12 protein-coding genes and 1 pseudogene are annotated in these 16,079 nt (G+C 55.4%); 5 read left to right on the forward strand and 8 right to left on the reverse strand.

The genetic code is table 11. The features are described from left to right. Nucleotides 1-98: 98 nt before the first annotated feature. The 3 genes from CPH89_RS25490 to CPH89_RS25500 all read left to right on the forward strand — a co-directional run bounded on the left by CPH89_RS25490 (nucleotide 99) and on the right by CPH89_RS25500 (nucleotide 5,047). Nucleotides 99-2,165 (forward strand): ATP-dependent nuclease, encoded by a 2,067-nt coding sequence (locus CPH89_RS25490; RefSeq protein WP_053256019.1) that lies wholly within the window; start codon nucleotides 99-101, stop codon nucleotides 2,163-2,165. Next, nucleotides 2,162-4,165, forward strand: coding sequence for a UvrD-helicase domain-containing protein (locus CPH89_RS25495; protein ID WP_053256018.1), 2,004 nt, complete (start codon nucleotides 2,162-2,164; stop codon nucleotides 4,163-4,165). Before CPH89_RS25490 ends, CPH89_RS25495 begins: the two co-directional genes overlap by 4 nt. Nucleotides 4,166-4,240: 75 nt before the next feature. Then, nucleotides 4,241-5,047, forward strand: a complete 807-nt coding sequence (locus CPH89_RS25500) for a hypothetical protein (RefSeq protein WP_008372988.1) — start codon at nucleotides 4,241-4,243, stop codon at nucleotides 5,045-5,047. A 479-nt stretch (nucleotides 5,048-5,526) separates the two neighbouring features. Here CPH89_RS25500 and CPH89_RS25505 read toward each other — a convergent pair whose 3' ends face one another. Then, the gene (locus CPH89_RS25505) at nucleotides 5,527-5,946 is read right to left on the reverse strand and encodes a hypothetical protein (protein WP_053256017.1); all 420 of its coding nucleotides are present in this window, start codon (nucleotides 5,944-5,946) and stop codon (nucleotides 5,527-5,529) included. Between the two features lie 425 nt (nucleotides 5,947-6,371). On the opposite strand from CPH89_RS25505, the pseudogene CPH89_RS30695 reads away from it, so the two are divergent. Further along, a pseudogene (locus tag CPH89_RS30695) lies at nucleotides 6,372-6,636 on the forward strand (hypothetical protein). A 325-nt stretch (nucleotides 6,637-6,961) separates the two neighbouring features. On the opposite strand, the gene CPH89_RS30270 reads toward CPH89_RS30695, so the two are convergent. From CPH89_RS30270 to deoC, 4 genes are all read right to left on the reverse strand, one after another. Beyond that, nucleotides 6,962-8,539, reverse strand: coding sequence for a hypothetical protein (locus CPH89_RS30270; protein WP_141125139.1), 1,578 nt, complete (start codon nucleotides 8,537-8,539; stop codon nucleotides 6,962-6,964). A 735-nt stretch (nucleotides 8,540-9,274) separates the two neighbouring features. After that, nucleotides 9,275-9,700, reverse strand: a complete 426-nt coding sequence (locus tag CPH89_RS25515) for a hypothetical protein (RefSeq protein WP_232005416.1) — start codon at nucleotides 9,698-9,700, stop codon at nucleotides 9,275-9,277. Between the two features lie 360 nt (nucleotides 9,701-10,060). Further along, a complete protein-coding gene (locus CPH89_RS25520; RefSeq protein ID WP_232005417.1) occupies nucleotides 10,061-10,999 on the reverse strand; it encodes a universal stress protein in 939 nt (312 codons plus the stop codon). Nucleotides 11,000-11,155: 156 nt separating this feature from the next. Next, a complete protein-coding gene (deoC, locus tag CPH89_RS25525) occupies nucleotides 11,156-11,839 on the reverse strand; it encodes a deoxyribose-phosphate aldolase (protein WP_053256016.1) in 684 nt (227 codons plus the stop codon). Between the two features lie 128 nt (nucleotides 11,840-11,967). Here deoC and deoR point away from each other — a divergent pair, with 128 nt between their 5' ends. Further along, nucleotides 11,968-12,726: a DNA-binding transcriptional repressor DeoR gene (gene deoR, locus CPH89_RS25530; protein WP_053256015.1), complete on the forward strand. Its 759-nt coding sequence runs from the start codon at nucleotides 11,968-11,970 to the stop codon at nucleotides 12,724-12,726. Here the strand turns inward: deoR and CPH89_RS25535 are convergent. Genes CPH89_RS25535 through rbsK form a run of 3 tightly spaced genes read right to left on the reverse strand, consistent with a single transcriptional unit; the run spans nucleotide 12,723 to nucleotide 16,044 of the window. Next, the gene (locus tag CPH89_RS25535; RefSeq protein WP_053256014.1) at nucleotides 12,723-13,769 is read right to left on the reverse strand and encodes an aldose 1-epimerase family protein; all 1,047 of its coding nucleotides are present in this window, start codon (nucleotides 13,767-13,769) and stop codon (nucleotides 12,723-12,725) included. The two genes, deoR and CPH89_RS25535, sit on opposite strands and share 4 nt — an antisense overlap. Then, nucleotides 13,766-15,097, reverse strand: coding sequence for an L-fucose:H+ symporter permease (gene fucP / locus CPH89_RS25540; RefSeq protein ID WP_053256013.1), 1,332 nt, complete (start codon nucleotides 15,095-15,097; stop codon nucleotides 13,766-13,768). The genes CPH89_RS25535 and fucP overlap by 4 nt, the downstream gene beginning before the upstream one ends. 26 nt (nucleotides 15,098-15,123) lie before the next feature. Further along, nucleotides 15,124-16,044: a ribokinase gene (gene rbsK, locus CPH89_RS25545; protein ID WP_053256012.1), complete on the reverse strand. Its 921-nt coding sequence runs from the start codon at nucleotides 16,042-16,044 to the stop codon at nucleotides 15,124-15,126. Nucleotides 16,045-16,079: the final 35 nt, after the last annotated feature.

The raw sequence follows: 16,079 nt of genomic DNA on the forward strand, positions 1-16,079 counted from the left end.
TCATGGCATATAGCTAGCGCATCCAGGGAGGGATAGCATCGGTCAGGTTGACGCTCAGCGACCCTCTCCCTGCCACTGAATCAAGTGAGGGTAGCGCTGTGTACCTTTCGGCTTTGAAAATCGAAAACTTCCGCCAGTTCGGCCAAGGCGGTCATGCGTTGAACATCCAGTTCAACGAAGGCGTGACAGCCCTCGTAGGTGAAAACGACGCGGGCAAAACCGCAGTCATCGATGCGATTCGCTACGTTCTGCAGACACGTGATGCTGAGTATCTCAGGCTACAGATCGAGGACTTTCACATCGCCAACGATGGCACCCAGGCGGAAGCCATCACCCTCAGGTGTACGCTGGAAGGACTGAGCCCCGCGGAACTCGGCGCTTTCGCTGAGTATGTGACCTACAAGGGTGGCGTTGGGAGGCTATACGTTCACTGGTCGGCTCGCCGCATCGTTGCCTCCGCCTCCACCCGTAAATGGGTCGACATCTCGGTTCGCTCGGGTGAAAACGGAGAAGGCCCGTCGTTGGACGTGGGTGTACGGCAACTACTGGCCACCGCGTACCTGAAACCGCTACGCGACGCAGAACGAGAGATGTCGCCGGGTAGAAACTCCCGCCTATCTCAGGTACTCAGTAGTTTCCCGAACATTGACGCCGGCAGCGCCTTTGATCCTGCAGCGCTTCCAGCTGACCTTGCTGACGCTGAGGCCCTCAGCATTGCAGGCATGGGCGACTATCTTCGCCACCTGGTGAACAGCCACGGCGCCATCGTCTCCGCGCAGAAAGAAATCAACGACACCTACCTGCGTCCGCTCTCCCTTGCTGGTCAGCCACTGACAAGTCGCATTGGTTTCGGGGAGGCGGGAACGGATCCCGCCAAACTCAAACAGATCCTAGAGCGTTTGGAGCTGGGGCTGTTGGATCACGCCACAGGTGAAGCCCGCGGCGTTTATGGGCTGGGCTCGAACAACGTGCTGTTCATGGCCTGTGAGCTACTGTTGCTCGGCAAAGAGCCCGACGGACTTCCGTTGCTCCTCATCGAAGAGCCAGAAGCGCACCTACATCCTCAGCGCCAACTCCAATTGATGGAGTTTCTTGAGGCTGCGGCTCAGCCAGCTACAGGTTTGAGGCCGGTTCAAGTCATATTGACCACGCACAGCCCCAACCTAAGCTCCAAAATTCCGTTGCAGAACTTGGTTCTGATGCAGCGGCAGCAAGCGTTCTCCCTTGCGGAAGAACAAACCTGCCTTGCTCCTGACGACTATCGCTTCCTCAGCCGCTTCCTGGACGTTACCAAAGCGGGTCTGTTCTTCGCGAAGGGGCTACTGGTCGTAGAAGGTGATGCCGAGGCCATTCTGCTGCCGTCACTCGCTCGGCGACTTGGCAAAGATCTCACCAAGCATGGTGTATCGATTATCAACGTGGGCGGCGTCGGCCTGCGCCGGTATTCGAAAATCCTGCAGCGGAAAGACACTTCTAAGGGGGAGATATCGGTGCCTACCGCCTGCATTACAGACATGGACGTGATGCCGGACTGTGCACCCGAGATTTTGAGCCTGAAGGGAGTAAAAGGGGCTGTATGGCCAGACAAATCCGATCGACGCTGGCGCGCGATGAAAGACTTCGGTGCCACTGCGCCTGACCTTGAAAAAGGCCTCAAGGAGCACCGCGACAAGCGAGCAGAAAGTGACGGGCAATGCGTGCGCACATACGTTGCAGATCACTGGACGCTTGAGTACGACCTAGCGTTCAAGGGTCTTTCGCAGGAAGTCCACCATGCCGCATACCTTGCCATCAATGAGGAAAAGATCGACGAAGGCAAGGAGACCAAGATCACGCTGCTGAAGAAGGCGCGGACAGCTTTCGACAAGATCCAGACCACCTATACCACCGAGGATGCTCGGTGTTCCGCGATCTACAAACTGTTCAAAAGAGCTTCTAAAGCGATCGCAGCCCAGCACCTGATCGATTTGATCGACCAGCGGTTTGAAAACAAAACCCTGGACGCCACGACGCTGCGTGGGCTGCTGCCCACTTATGTTGTCCACGCGATCGAGTACGCAACCGGAGGTGCCGCACTGACCACAACCTCTAGCCCAGCTCACAACCTCGTGGTGCCGGCAGCACCGGCAGGCTCAGCTGATCCGCTGGATGAGGTCGCCGAATGAAGCTTAGCCAACTGGTCGCCCCCATCACTGATGCCGATGTGGATTGGGTCATCAAGCTTATGGGGCTGGAAACGCTGGACGAGCCTCGTCGTGATTTCTTGAAGTCCATGGATACCATCGATGTAGCGGCTTGCCCGGGAAGCGGCAAGACGACGCTGGTCGTGGCGAAATTGGCCATCCTGGCTCGTCACTGGAAGAGCCGTATGCAGGGTATCTGCGTGCTTTCACACACCAACGCGGCCAGGGAAGAGATCGAGAAACGCCTCGGCGGTACGGAAGTAGGTCAACGGCTGCTGCGCTTCCCTCACTATATCGACACTATCCATGGTTTCACCGGACGATTCTTGGCTTCGCCATGGCTGCGCTCGAAAGGGATTGCACTGCTGGCCATTGACGATGACCTCACGCACAAGGCACGCCGAAGAAAGCTGACGGATAGCGAGCACTTCGGTGCAAAGACGGCCTTTGAGATGAAGCACAAAAGCCTCCACAGCCTGCGAGTCCGGTCTGCCGATTTCGATCATCCACTCGGGGATGAAAATATCGGCTTTGCACCGCACACCGCCACCTACAAAAGTGTGGTGAAATCGCTGGGTGGCGCTGCCAAGGCAGGTTACTTCTGCTTCGATGAAGTGTTCGTGCTGGGCCACGCCTTACTCGACCAAGAACCAGGCGTGTGCGGCGCATTGCGTCTGCGCTTCCCGTGCGTGTTGATCGATGAGATGCAGGACACCCAACCTGACCAGGCGGGCATACTGCAACGCGTCTTTCCTCACGATGATCCAGATGTTCGGGTCATCCGCGTCGGCGACCCAAACCAGGAAATCTTCGACAGGAAGACACCACTATCAGATCCGTTCCCTGACCCAAAACGTCAGTTGGAGATCGCCAGCAGCTTCCGCTTTGATCAGGCCATTGCATCGATTGCCAACACGTTTGCCTATGTCCCGATAACGGATGGCTTGAAAGGGCTGCGGACTGAAGGGGAACCCAGCACCATCCCGCACACGATCATCGTCTTTCCGGACGAGGATGCAACCGGAGTGCTGGACGAATTCGGCAAGCTGGTGCTGAAACATCTGCCGGAAGATATCCGCGAAAAAGGTGTGTTCGCCGTCGGCGCCGTGCATCGGCTTGAGAACTTCAAACCCAACCAGTACCCGAAAGCCTTGGAGCATTATTGGCCATCCTATCGGTCTGACACGACTAAGACGTCGTTTAAGCCCCGCACGTTCGCCGAGGGCGCACATATAGCACGCCGCTATGCGATGAAGGAGCCCACGGCCAACTCGGCCGTTGAGCTACTGGCCTCGTGTCTGATCAACCTCGGTGAGCTGGCTTTCCCTCGCAGCCTTGTTCAGATCCGAGGTCGGCACCAAGCCGCTGTGCATGAGAAATTCATGATTAAGCACGAAGCCTTCGCTCAATACCGCGATTGTCTCCAGCAGATGCTGTTTGTGCCGTCCGAAATCACGCAGCAGGATTGGGTCAAGGTCATCGCACCGAAACTCATGGTACTGGCTGCCGCGCTCTATGATTCTGAGGGTGTGGCAGCTGAACTCCTGGGGCGCCAATACCTTGCTTATGAGCCCGCTCCCGTTGCCACCGAAGCCGGAGAAACAGGGGGTTCCCTTGTAAACACCTACAGGTTCCAGGATGTCTCTGCCGGCGTCGACATCCGGATGTCATCCATTCACTCGGAAAAGGGTAAGACACACGCCGCGACGATAATCCTGGAGACCTTCAGGGGCAGTCACTTCATCCAGAAACTCATGCCATGTCTTGAGGGAAAAAAAGCAGCTACCAAGAGGCCCCAGGAAACAGCGAAGAAAGACATGATGCTGATGTACGTCGGGATGACCCGTCCGTCGCACATGTTGTGCTTGGCCATACGGCAGAGTTCATTGGGGGAGGGCGCTACTGGTGTAAAGCGCAGGGTTGCGCTTGAGAAAGCTGGCTGGTCAATTCTGGAGCTTGCAGCGTCAGCACCTGCCCCTTAGTCACCGACCGCCACTATGCAGACATTAAAGCCCGATGCTTTGCCATGAATGACCAACAGCAAGGACGCAGCAATAATGAAACCCGAGATGTCAGAATTTTCCTACGGCTTCGCCTTCACCAACGAGCTGATCACAGCGCCTAGCACTCATGTAGTGGCTGCCCCTGAGTTTCCTTCACTGCAGAAGGAGGGAAAACCGGGTGGCGGCTACGACGTGAAGATTCCTTTCGGATCGCCACTGTTTCTGCAGTTCAAGCTGAGCCATCGCTTGGAGCGCACAAACTGCAAGGAATATACGCTGATGGGGGGCGCCTACTACCGTTGGCACCTCCATGCGTTACGGCATTCCGCGCAGCATGATTTGCTACTGGAGCTCGAAAGCACGGGCAGTGAAGTCTACTACGTGGCCCCTGCGTTCCATCTAAGCGCCGAGCTCAATACGCATTACCTGTCGAAGCAAATCGTCGACAACTCTTTCGGGTTCCGCCCCAATGATATCGGCGTGCTGCCTGACGATGATGAGCACTACGTTGTGTTCAATAGCCATCCTGTGGCCTACCTGTGTTCGGATGACCCATCGCGAGTCAAAACCCACATGATGAGTGATCTTCTAGGTACCTCCCGGGATCAACGAGCCACCCGGGATCTGGATGAGAGCGGGATTCGCCAACTTGGCCAACTGATCGTCGACGCGCTCCGTAAAAGCAGAAGCCGGCGCCTGATCGGGCACAAGTCGGTCAACCCAGATGAGGTCGCGCGGGCAATCGATGCCCAGCCTACGCTTCGCACGCTCGCATTTATTTCGCGCACAGTCTTGGACTCCGAGCTGCTCATCGTCAGAAATGAGCCAACGGCCAAGCGCATACTTCGCAAGCGAGGGTAGGTGGGGAATGCGTCGATTAGGCCCTGGACTCAAGCTGCGGTCTTGAAGGGCTCACCGCGACCGAGCAAATGTTGAGTGCTGGGAGAGCCTTGTACGCATTCTGTCAGGCAACCCACTGCCTACGATCAGAAGCTGAAAACTAAGATTTACCTTAGTTTTTGCGGTTTTGTCACAGTTGACTAGAGAATCTAAGCTATGGCTTAGTTTTTCCCGGCTGCACCAAAGCGTTGGCTCTAGTGCGGGGGAGCATCCACCGCTTGGGTGGCCTGCCTAGTGTTGAATGTGATCATGCGTGCAGGCTTTCCGTGACTGGTATCCGATCATTTTCGAGCCGGGGGGGGGCACCTGGACTGAGCACTTCCCCGGTCATGAGCTTGCTCGACCGAGGCTTGAGCGCTCAGGAGAGTAGGGGGCTCGTATTTTCCAAAGTGCCTTGTCAGTGGCAGATGACTGGGCAAACGATCTAGCGTGCGGCGCCTTCAAGCCCCGGCTATCCAACTCTCCATCTTCCCTTCAAACCCATCCGCGCAAAACTCCAGATTTGGCCAATAGTTCTGGTACACCTCATAGTCTAGCGCCGCTGCGATTCCGCGGTTCTCGGTGCTCAAAACGCTCCATGCTCGATACATCCGTTGCTGCCAGCCTGTCTCTGTCACTAACCGGTGCGATGTGTTCCATGACCAACCGTCCTTCATAAGCGTTGTCACAAAGAATTCCGCAGCCGCATCCGCACAGCTGGCGTCGTGGGCAATCATTCTGTCCAGGATCGAATAGGAAATACCAATCGCCTGGAAGATCGATACCACTTGGCTGTCCAGCTTGTCGCTACATTGGGGAGCTTTCGAGGCACCAGTTTGCTGCGGGATGAAGGCGAATACGGTGGCGATTGGGGAGATCATAGGGGCTGCCTTTATTGTTGTTGTTTAATTTCATGATGCCCATGGAGCAAGCTTCGTCGCAACACGGCGCATGATGTCTGCCCGGGCACTCATGAATCGAAGCCATGAGGCAAGCGGAGTGCGCAAGCACAAGGATGTAAGCCCGGAGTGCCAAGACCCAGACGCAGTCGGGGCTTGGTTCACAACAGCCGTGCCCAGCCCTCAGGAGCTCCTGCGTCTGGCTTCACCGCGATACGTGATCGCGAACAAAGCGCTCCACGTGCATGCTTGCCCTAGTCACGAGTGGAGGTTGTTAGGGACTTGGTGACCGGAATAGTGATGGAGTACAAATGTACTCAAAAGGACTTATGAAGACTCATTACATTCACCTCGCTCCGTATATCTCTCCTGTGCAGCTTGTGAGCCGTCGGTGGTGTCTCTGATGTATTAGCTCAAGCAATCCCGCGCTAGCTGATACCAGCGCCGGCAGCTGGTGCAGATGCTGATGGAGGCGCGGAGAGCCGTCAAAGAAGCGAGGGCAACAAATCATGCAGACCAGATGCGCACCGCTCGATCAGAAGTAGATCAGGCGAAATGGGCACTAGGGAGAGGGGCCCGGTATGGTGGAGCGACGGCAGTCCAGACTACAACCGCCACAAGGCTATTAACACGCCCTATGCTGAGTGGTACCGCTCACTGTCCGAGCCGTAGCGATCATGCGCGCAGGACACAGATTTTGCGCCGACCTTCAACCAGACATTGATCTAGTACCAGCTTCCTAAAACCGGTGCCTTGGGCGAGTCGCTACAATAGTGCGGCGCTTTTGTCGTTTTAGGGACTACCAAGGGCTGGGTAGGCAGCAGATGTGGTGAGGTGCCTAGGACAGCGAAATGCTCTGTGCGCAACCAACTGCTGTACCTTAATGACGCCGGGGAGGGCAGTCAGAACAGCTGCCCATTACCAAGAGGGGCGGCATGCGAGCAAGATCACTGGCATTACTTGCTACTGCGCAAAGCAGTCCATACCCATTGGCTTTTTAGTTAATATATTTGTTTAAACGTTGAAATGGGTTTGAGCGCAAAATACCAGCCTGCACCAGCTGGATGTAGCAAGCATTGCACCACCTCACGATCATGCCGGCGCGAGGCACATTGTTAGCTTTGCCCGGCCGAAGCTTAAGAAACGGCCGCCACAATATGCTTGATCGGGAATATATCCTCGTGCTGATCCACTGCGCTGGAGGATTCAAGCAGAATAGATAGAACGATTTAGCATCTGACGCATCTAGATCTGCCGGGCTCTTACCAGCTACCAGGATCGACCAAAGAGTAAGCTTTTCAAACGCGCGAAGATTCAGATAGTTCGGCTCCCCCCGAACAAACAAACAAAACAGTGACGCTCCAGCCGAGCAAATCTCCTTACTGCTAGCTGGATTAAAGGAGGTTAAAAAGTGAGTTATTACTTTTTCAGGCAATTGCGCCGTGACTCCTTCTTTTACAAGATATAAAGGGACTGCAGTAGCAGAGGTGTCATGGTTAATGTTATTAGACTCTTGGTAGAGCCGTTCAATAGTAGAAAAAGCCTCCTGTTTATTAGCGACTTTATTTCTGTATTTTTTGCTTCTATCAAAACTACTCAGGAGTTGACCTTCCGGCTTACGACACCGTGCGCAACCCTCATTAAAAGCTCTTAAGAGTTTCGTGGGAAGCAAACCATTTACGTCAATTTTTGGAAGATAAGCTGTCGGGTAATTTTTTGCTCGCCGATGAAACAATGGTTGCATTTCATCAGGTGTAGGGTAGGTCAGCAGTTGGGAAATCTGTCTCCAGCGCAAAAAATATTCCATATAATGTTCAGGGACTCTTCCGGAAATAGATCCGTTACCTGTGTTGACTTTGAATCTTCCATTGGTTTTGTCCGAAAAATCAAAGCAATCGAAAGTTAAATAGTTAAGGCAAGCCCTCAAGGGTATTTTAAGATAAAACGAGGTGGCGAACATAAACAAGCCGAGCTCTAGTCCTTTCTTTCCGTTCGTGATTTCTTTTAACGCATCAAGGTATTCGCAGCACAACGGCTCTGCATCAGTGCAACTGCATGTATTCACATCAGGAGTTTCGGGTCTACTAGCAGGACAAATGACAAGACCGATGGCTTCAGAGTTAAAACTAAAAAATCGGTTAATAACCCACCTGACCCCATGCTCGCATAAGGGAGAGTGAAATGGACGCCATTCTGGGTTGGCTTTTAGAAGGCCAAATTCTTTTACGAATCTATCGTTGCTCTTTGATATCCATGACTCAGGAGGGGTATTGCAGAAGCTCAAAAAATCTTGCACATCGCTATTATTTAGTTCCGCCAGGGGCTTCGTTTTAACAATGAAGCTCCAAAGCAAAAACTTTTCTAAAACTGATTGATCCCAGCGCGCCTGAGCGGGCTGAGCCCTGGTGGCCAGCGCATAATCAGTCATCAACGCATAGCTTTCCTGAGCACGTAAAGCCGACGGAAGACTTTGGAGGTAAATACGCACCAGCTCTTTTTCTGCACAAGACCGTTCGCTGGAGCCCTCGGCATGCGAGTCAGGCTGCGTCAGCAGTCCATGAAACATCAGAACCATATATGCATCCAAATGTAGGCCGGCCATTGCGAACGGCTAACAGCCTTGAGCCTTAGAGATCTCAGCATCTGAATCTATACAGCAGGTGCTATGAAAGCAAACATCTGGGCGGCGTCAGCCGTGCAGACGAATTTTTGTCCGATTAACTTTCGTCAATCGCCCAGAGTACAGGAGCAGCTTTAATATTTGCGCGAGAATAAGTTCATTGAGAACAAGGATTTGCGCTGGGGCCAGTATGGCTGAGTTCCATTTTCCAATTTACTTTCGTCACGCGGCACACCAAGGAGAGATTTGGTCGCAGGCGGTGGGCACCAAAAATCAGGGGCTACAGAGCGGTTTTTTCCAATTTAGTACTGACAGAAAAGGCGTAGCCGGGTTGAGATAGTACGTCAGTTGTGCAACCTAACTGGTTGGCGTGGAATGCTTTCCGATTAAGTCGTCCACGTTTCCGATAAATCAGTGGGGGTCACACCAGATCCAGAACGTGGCTGAAAGGGAACGGGGCACGTTATGAACCTATCTGACGTAGTACATGATTTAACATAATATACATTATGCGAACCATCCTATACGGGCCTGAGGGGCTCTGGTGGTCAGATTTGCAGGCAGGCACTGCTTCTTACGCATCACCTGGTCCAGCTTGCTGCTTGGCGATGTAACTCACGATGAATGTATCCTGCGATCCACGCTCCTTGTGATAACCAACCACGTTGGCCAGCGTACACCTCAACATCCTCATAAGAATCGAGTCAGAAAATTTCGCGCTGTCAGACTCATACGGATACCGGCTGCTGGTGAATACATTGCGGTATCTCTCAAAGCAATCTTCTTGGCTGTCCAAGGCCAGGCTGCAACGGATCTGGTCAGGAACGGCATAAACAGTGTCAGCAAATCATGCCTGTCAGGACTCTTGCGGTTAGTTTTGCCGATGCTCAGCAACTGCTGGTGAGCCTTGGCAAGTGCTGCCGGATCAAGCTTATAAGTTTCGCCTGATGTCCCTGGGTTCTGATCAGGCAACGAGATGAAGCTTTTGAGCAGGATCTCCATGCCGATTGCTGCATTGACTTGTGCTACGTGCGGCAAGTGTTGAGCGTCAAGCACCTCGGCTGCTTTCAGGTAGCTATGAGCGCTTTCAATCATCCAGCCTGGGAAGTGAGCCATCGCAGTAATCCATTGCGTTATGAACCGATTTACGGGATGAGCCAAGTCTTTTGTGATTAGAGAAAACGAAATAGTATCGGCCAGACAGGGATAATTTGTGCTTCAGCGCACCGTCGTTGTTTGTTTTCAGCGCGGTAAATTGAGCGAATGAAGACTTAAAATACCGTCAACGTTTCACAGTACCCTTCTCCCTTTATTATTCGATTTAATTATAACTAAACTAAATGAGTATTTAGTCGAGTTATAACCATAACCTGCCAGCATTGGCAAACGCGTATATTCCCTCCTCTACGCTATACCTACGCGCAACACGTTGAGGTTGCGTTTAAACAAGACAAAGTCGGCATCTCATATTCGCCCTCATAACGGCACTACCCGCCCAGGTTTTATCGCCAGCACACTGCACGGCGCCTGATGCAAGAGTTGCTCGGCAGTACTGCCCAACCGTTTTTTAAGCCCTTTGTGCTGCACGGTTCCCATCACGATGACATCGGTAAGATGGTCCATGGCAAACGCACAAATACTCATCAGGGGCGCGCCCTCGATGAAGTGGCGACATTCCACCGGTACGCCGTGGCGCTCACACAAGGCAGCGAATGCCTCCTGCTGAACCACGCCCAACGTGTCATAAATGCCGGTGGCCAAGGGTAGCGCGCCGTAACCCATGTCTTTTGCATACACGGCCGTCCAGTCGAACACGTGCACGACCTCCAGCCTGGCATCACACTGTTCGGCCAACTTCGCGCCGGCGTCGATGATCTGGTCGTTAAACACAATGTCCTGTTCTTCACTGCGCAACAGATCAACGATAGCCAGCACTTTGCGTGGCAGTGGGTTAAGGTTGTTAGTCACCAGATGAATCGGTGCAGGGCAATCACGCAGCAGTTGCCAGTCCAGTGGCGTAAAGAAGATACGTTTCAACACGGACTCTTCCTGAGCATCTTTGATAATCAGCGCCAGTTGTGTCTCGTTGACAAACTTCAGGATTTCTTCGTACGGGTGCTGAACCCAGATCACTTCACTCGTGGCATGAATGCCCTGCTGGCGTGCCAGTTGGGCTTGCTTCTCCAGCCACAGGCTGTGGGTCTGCAGGTACCCTTCCCTCGCCTGGCCTATTTGTTCGGGAGCGAACAGACCGGCCACCGCCAAGGCTTGTAAATAATCAAATGCGACGATATGCAGCGGCAGTTGCATGGCTTTTGCCAACGCATTCGCGCGGTCAAACGCCGCTGTTCGGATCATGGCCGCCGGGGCAATCAACAGTAATGGTGGGCAGGACATGGTGCACCGCAGGGTCATGAATAAGGCTCCAGACTGAACGGTTCCAAACCCGATAACTTGATCCTTGTCAGTTAACGTGCCGTGGGAGTCGAACCGTTCGCGAGCCAATACCGACGATACTGAGGTTCATCGACCCTCTGAGCTTCGCAAGCATGCGAAGCACCGCAAGCCCCTTCAGTAACCGCTCGCCGCCGTCATCGCGCCGCCCACGATCGCAATTCCCGAACTGCTGCCCAAGCGCGAAGCCCCGGCCTCAATCATTTTCACCGCAGTCGGGTAATCACGCACCCCACCGGACGCCTTGACTCCAACCCCGGCGCCCACGGTTCTGCGCATGAGGGCCACGTCTTCGACCGTGGCGCCGCTTCGGCTGAACCCGGTAGACGTCTTCACGAAAGCCACACCCAAGTCCCGGCAGATTTCGCACGCCTGGACTTTCTGTTTGTCGTCGAGCAGGCAGGTTTCCAGGATGACCTTCAACGGTACGGTGCCGCAGGCCTTGTGGACCAGGGCAATATCATCGCGTACCGCGTCCAGCAGCCCCTCCTTCAACCAACCGATATTGAGCACCATGTCGATCTCCCCTGCCCCGGCGGCAATCGCCCGTTCAGCCTCAAATGCCTTGGTGTCACTCAGGCCAGCGCCCAGCGGGAAGCCCACCACCGCACAAATCACCACGCTATCGTCGCTCAGGCACGACGCGGCGTAAGGTACCTGTCCCGAATTCACACACACCGAATAAAAGCCGTGTTCCCGGGCTTCCTCGCACAAGGTGCGAATCTGCTCACGGGATGCGTCGGGAGCCAGCAAAGTGTGATCGATGTACTTTGCCAATGCTGTGGGTTGAAGAGTGTTCATTTAACGGCCCCTTGCCTGTATGTTGCCAATGATCGTGTGCCGCTTGTCACAGCGCTCACAAGAATGCGTTATAATAGTCACAATTAATGTTACTTATTTAACAGAAACAATCAAGCCCTGGAATACTCGTGGACAGTAGAAAAGCCGAGCGACTCAAGCTTATCCAACAAGCCTTGCAGGACCAGAACGCCATTCACTTGAGGGAAATGGCTGCGTTGCTGGACGTTTCCGAGATGACCCTGCGCCGCGATCTCAATCACTTCAGCGATCACCTGCGTCTTCTTGGCGGCTACATCACCCGGGGCGGCAGCGAGGTCAGCGAATACCGGGTCGCCGACCAGGGCACGCGTCACGTCGAGGAGAAACGCCGCATCGGCAAGCTCGCTGCCGGTTTGATACAGGCCGGTGACACAGTCTTCTTCGACTGCGGCACCACCTCGCCCTTCGTCATTGACTTCATCCCCGACGAGTTGGAGTTCACTGCCGTGTGCAGTTCGTTGAACGTGTTGCTTAAGTTGCACAACAAACCCAACTGCCACATCGTCTTGTGCGGCGGCACCTTTCACCGCAAGAACCAAGTGTTTGAAAGCAGCGCCGAAAGCAGCATTCTCGACAGCGTGCGCCTGACGTGGGCCTTCGTGACGGCGGCGGGCGTCAGTCAGGAGTTCGGTGTGACGTGCTTCAACTTCAATGAAGTCGAGGTCAAGCAAAAGGTCCTGCGCCAGGCCCAGCAACGCGTGTTGCTCGCCGACTTCAGCAAGTTCGACACGGTGCGCACCGCCCATTTCGCCACCCTGGAAGACTTCCAATACGTGGTCAGCGACAAGAAAATCCCCCGCGCCTATCAAGACGTCATCCAGGCACGCGGTGCGCAATTGCTGGTTTAACCCAACAGCCTCTGCCGTTCCTGCTCAGTCAAATAGCCGGTGGTCACGCTGAATGAAGCGCTCGCCCCGGCCGCCAGCTGCCGCACGTGACCTTTGGCTTTCTCTGCGGTGTAGCCCTCCGGCTCGCAGGTCGACGGCAGCACGAACGCAGCCACTTGCTGATCCGGTGTGTGCAGGACCCAGCGTGCAGCGTGTTCGAATTGCTCGGGGCGATAACGGGTGTAGAACGCAGCGCCGTCGGGATGCTCAAGCAGAAAGTGCGCGTGGCCGGTGGCGTCGGTGCCGACGCCATCGAGGAAAAACACAATTTCAGGGTCATACAGCGCAGGCGTTTCGAGGCAGGCCAACTGGCCGGGATGCTCGGCCAGTTGCGCCATGTAGGCACTCCAGGCGGGCGTCGGCTTGACGTGGTCCGGCACGCTGGTACGCAGGCGCAGACGCTGCATGCCCAGTGGCTCGACGAACCGCGCACCGTCCACATAGGCGTAGTTCATGTGGGCCATGTACATCAAGTCCATCGGCTTGCCGGCCAGGTTCGTCACGTGCATCTCAATATCGAACAAGGCCGAATCGGCGCGCAGTGTCATGCTGGGGCAAGCCCGGTAACGATCACCGAACCCCTTGGCAAACTCATAGGAACCGCCCAGGCGCACAACGCCCTCACCCAGCTCCAGCCAGGCTGTGTCCATAGGCGCACAAGGCATTTCGCCATGCAAGGCATGCGTGTCATCCGGCGCCGGGCAACCGTTGCGCAGCAAGCCACTGTGAAACATGAAACAGCCATAAGTATCAATGACCGTCGGGCTCGGCCGGGGCTGCTCGAACAGGTTGCTCATGGTCAGGTCGCAGCCATCGAACACGGCCGACCAGATCATCTGCCCTTGATAAGGCAGGATCACCAGGCGTCCACGGCTGTTCTCCAGGCTCACAGCCAACACGCCGGACGCATAGGTCCAGGCACTGACCTTGAACGCCTCAGACTGTAAAAGGATCTTTTCCTGCTCACCAAACACCGCACGATACAGCGGGATGCGCGTGTTCATGAGGCCACCGCCGCTGCTGCGCCCGATGGCAAGGGGTCGGACTGGCGCAAGCATTTGATCGCATACATCACGATCACGATAAAGCACAGCAACGGCACGCTGTACGCCAGCTGCATGTTGCCGCCGCTGGCATCGGACAACAGGCCCTGAAAGATCGGGATTACCCCGCCACCGACAATGCTCATCACCAGCAACGACCCGCCGACGCCGGTGTCTTCACCCAGGCCATCAATGGTCAGGCCGTAAATGGTCGGCCAGCATGGGCCGAGAAAAATACTCACGCCAACCGCTGCGTACACCGCCGAAATGTTTGGCACCAGGATCGTGTAGGCCAGCAGCACAATGCACAGCACGCCATAAATCGCCAGCACCCTGGCCGGGTGCAGCCGGCGCATCAACAGGTTGGCGATCATCTTGCCGACAAAGTACGCGGCGAAGGTGGTCAGCAGAAACCATGAAGCGCTGCGTTCATTCATACCGCCCATTTGCATGGCCAGGCGAATGGTAAAACTCCACACACCCACCTGCGCACCCACATAGAGAAACTGCGCCAGTACGCCAAACGTAAAGCGCGGGTTACGCCACAGCCGCCCCAGGCTTTGACGCAGGCTGCCAGGCTTGCTACCGGCCGGCTTATTGCCCTTGCACGCAGGGAATCGGGTAATCGCGATCAGGATAAACATCAGCACCAGAACAGCGATCATCCACTTGTACGGCAGCAGCGTGGACTGGATCATTTGCAACTGCTGCACCGCCGCCTCAGAGGCGCTCATTTGCTTCAGTTGTTCAGTGGTGGCGTCGGAGTCCTTGAACATCACGAAGCTACCCACGTAAACCCCGGCCATTGCGCCAAAGGGGTGAAAGGTCTGCGAAATATTCAAGCGTCGCGTCCCGGTTTCCCGCGGGCCCATCAGCGTCGAGTAGGTGTTGCACGCGGTTTCCAGGAACGACAGGCCGGCTGCAATCACAAACAGTGCCAGCAGGAACATGCCGTACTTGGCGGTGGACGCCGCCGGAAAAAACAGCAGGCAGCCGAACATGTACAGCAACAGCCCGATCAGAATCGTGCTTTTGTAGCTAAAGCGCCGCACCACCATCGCGGCCGGAATTGCCACAAAAAAATAGCCCAGGTAAAACGCCGACTGCACGAAGGCGGTCTGGAAATCACTGAGCAAAAACGCTTTCTTGAAGTGTGCAATCAGCACGTCGTTCATGCTCGCCGCTGCGGCCCACAGTGCAAAGATGCTGCACAGCAGGATAAAGGCGAACCAGGGCGTGCGGTTCAGGTAGAAACCGTCGGGGGTTTGTTGCAGCGCAGGTTTGTTCATTATTGTTCTCCGGGCTGGTGGGGGTGTTACCGCTGTTGCTGGAAGCGGGCGAATGCTTCGCTGTCGGGATAGGAAGTCTGCGTACCCAGCGCCATCACCGAGCAGGCGGAATACGCCACGGCCTGTTCCATGGCCTGACGAATCCTGCCGTCGCGGTTCCAGTGTTGAATGAAGCAACCAATAAAGGCGTCACCGGCACCGGTGGTGTCACGGGCGGCAACCCGTTGGCCCGGCACCTGGCATTCACCCTCCTCGCCGATATACAGCGCGCCGTGCTCGCCAAGGGTGACAATCACGTGGCGAACGCCGCTGGCGACCAGGGTTTTTGCGGCCGCACGGGCCGACTCCGGCGAGTCCACGGTCTGGCCGGTGATCAGTGCCAGTTCCGATTCGTTGGGGATCAGGAAATCCAATTTCGCCAGGTGCTCGGCGCTCAATCCGGCCATGGCCGGTGCCGGATTGAGCAGTACCGCAATGCCATGCCGGTGAGCGAATTCGATGGCGTAGTAGACCGTCTCCAGGTTGATCTCCAGCTGCAGCACGATCAACGTGCACGCGCGCAGGTCGACTGCCGCCGCATCGATATCCGCCGGCGACAAGTGCGCATTGGCGCCTTTGACGATCAAAATGCTGTTATGGGAGTCGGGCCGGACAAAAATCGGCGCCACGCCGCTGGAAACACCAGGCACCCGCTGCACGTAACGGGTGTCGATACCAAAGCGCTGGAAGTTGGCCAGTGTGTTGTCGGCAAACATGTCGTCACCGACCTTGCTCAACATCAACACATCCGCCCCAAGCTTGGCTGCCGCCACCGCCTGGTTGGCCCCTTTGCCGCCGCAACCGAGGGCAAAGCCCGGTGCTTCCAGGGTTTCGCCCTGGCCCGGCATGCGGTCGATGTAGGTAATCAAATCCACCATATTGCTGCCGATGACTGCGATCTTGCTCATTGCTATTCCACCTTGTTGCGGCACAACCAGGCAGG

The sequence above is a fragment of the Pseudomonas fluorescens genome (genome assembly GCF_900215245.1).
GTDB lineage: Bacteria > Pseudomonadota > Gammaproteobacteria > Pseudomonadales > Pseudomonadaceae > Aquipseudomonas > Aquipseudomonas fluorescens.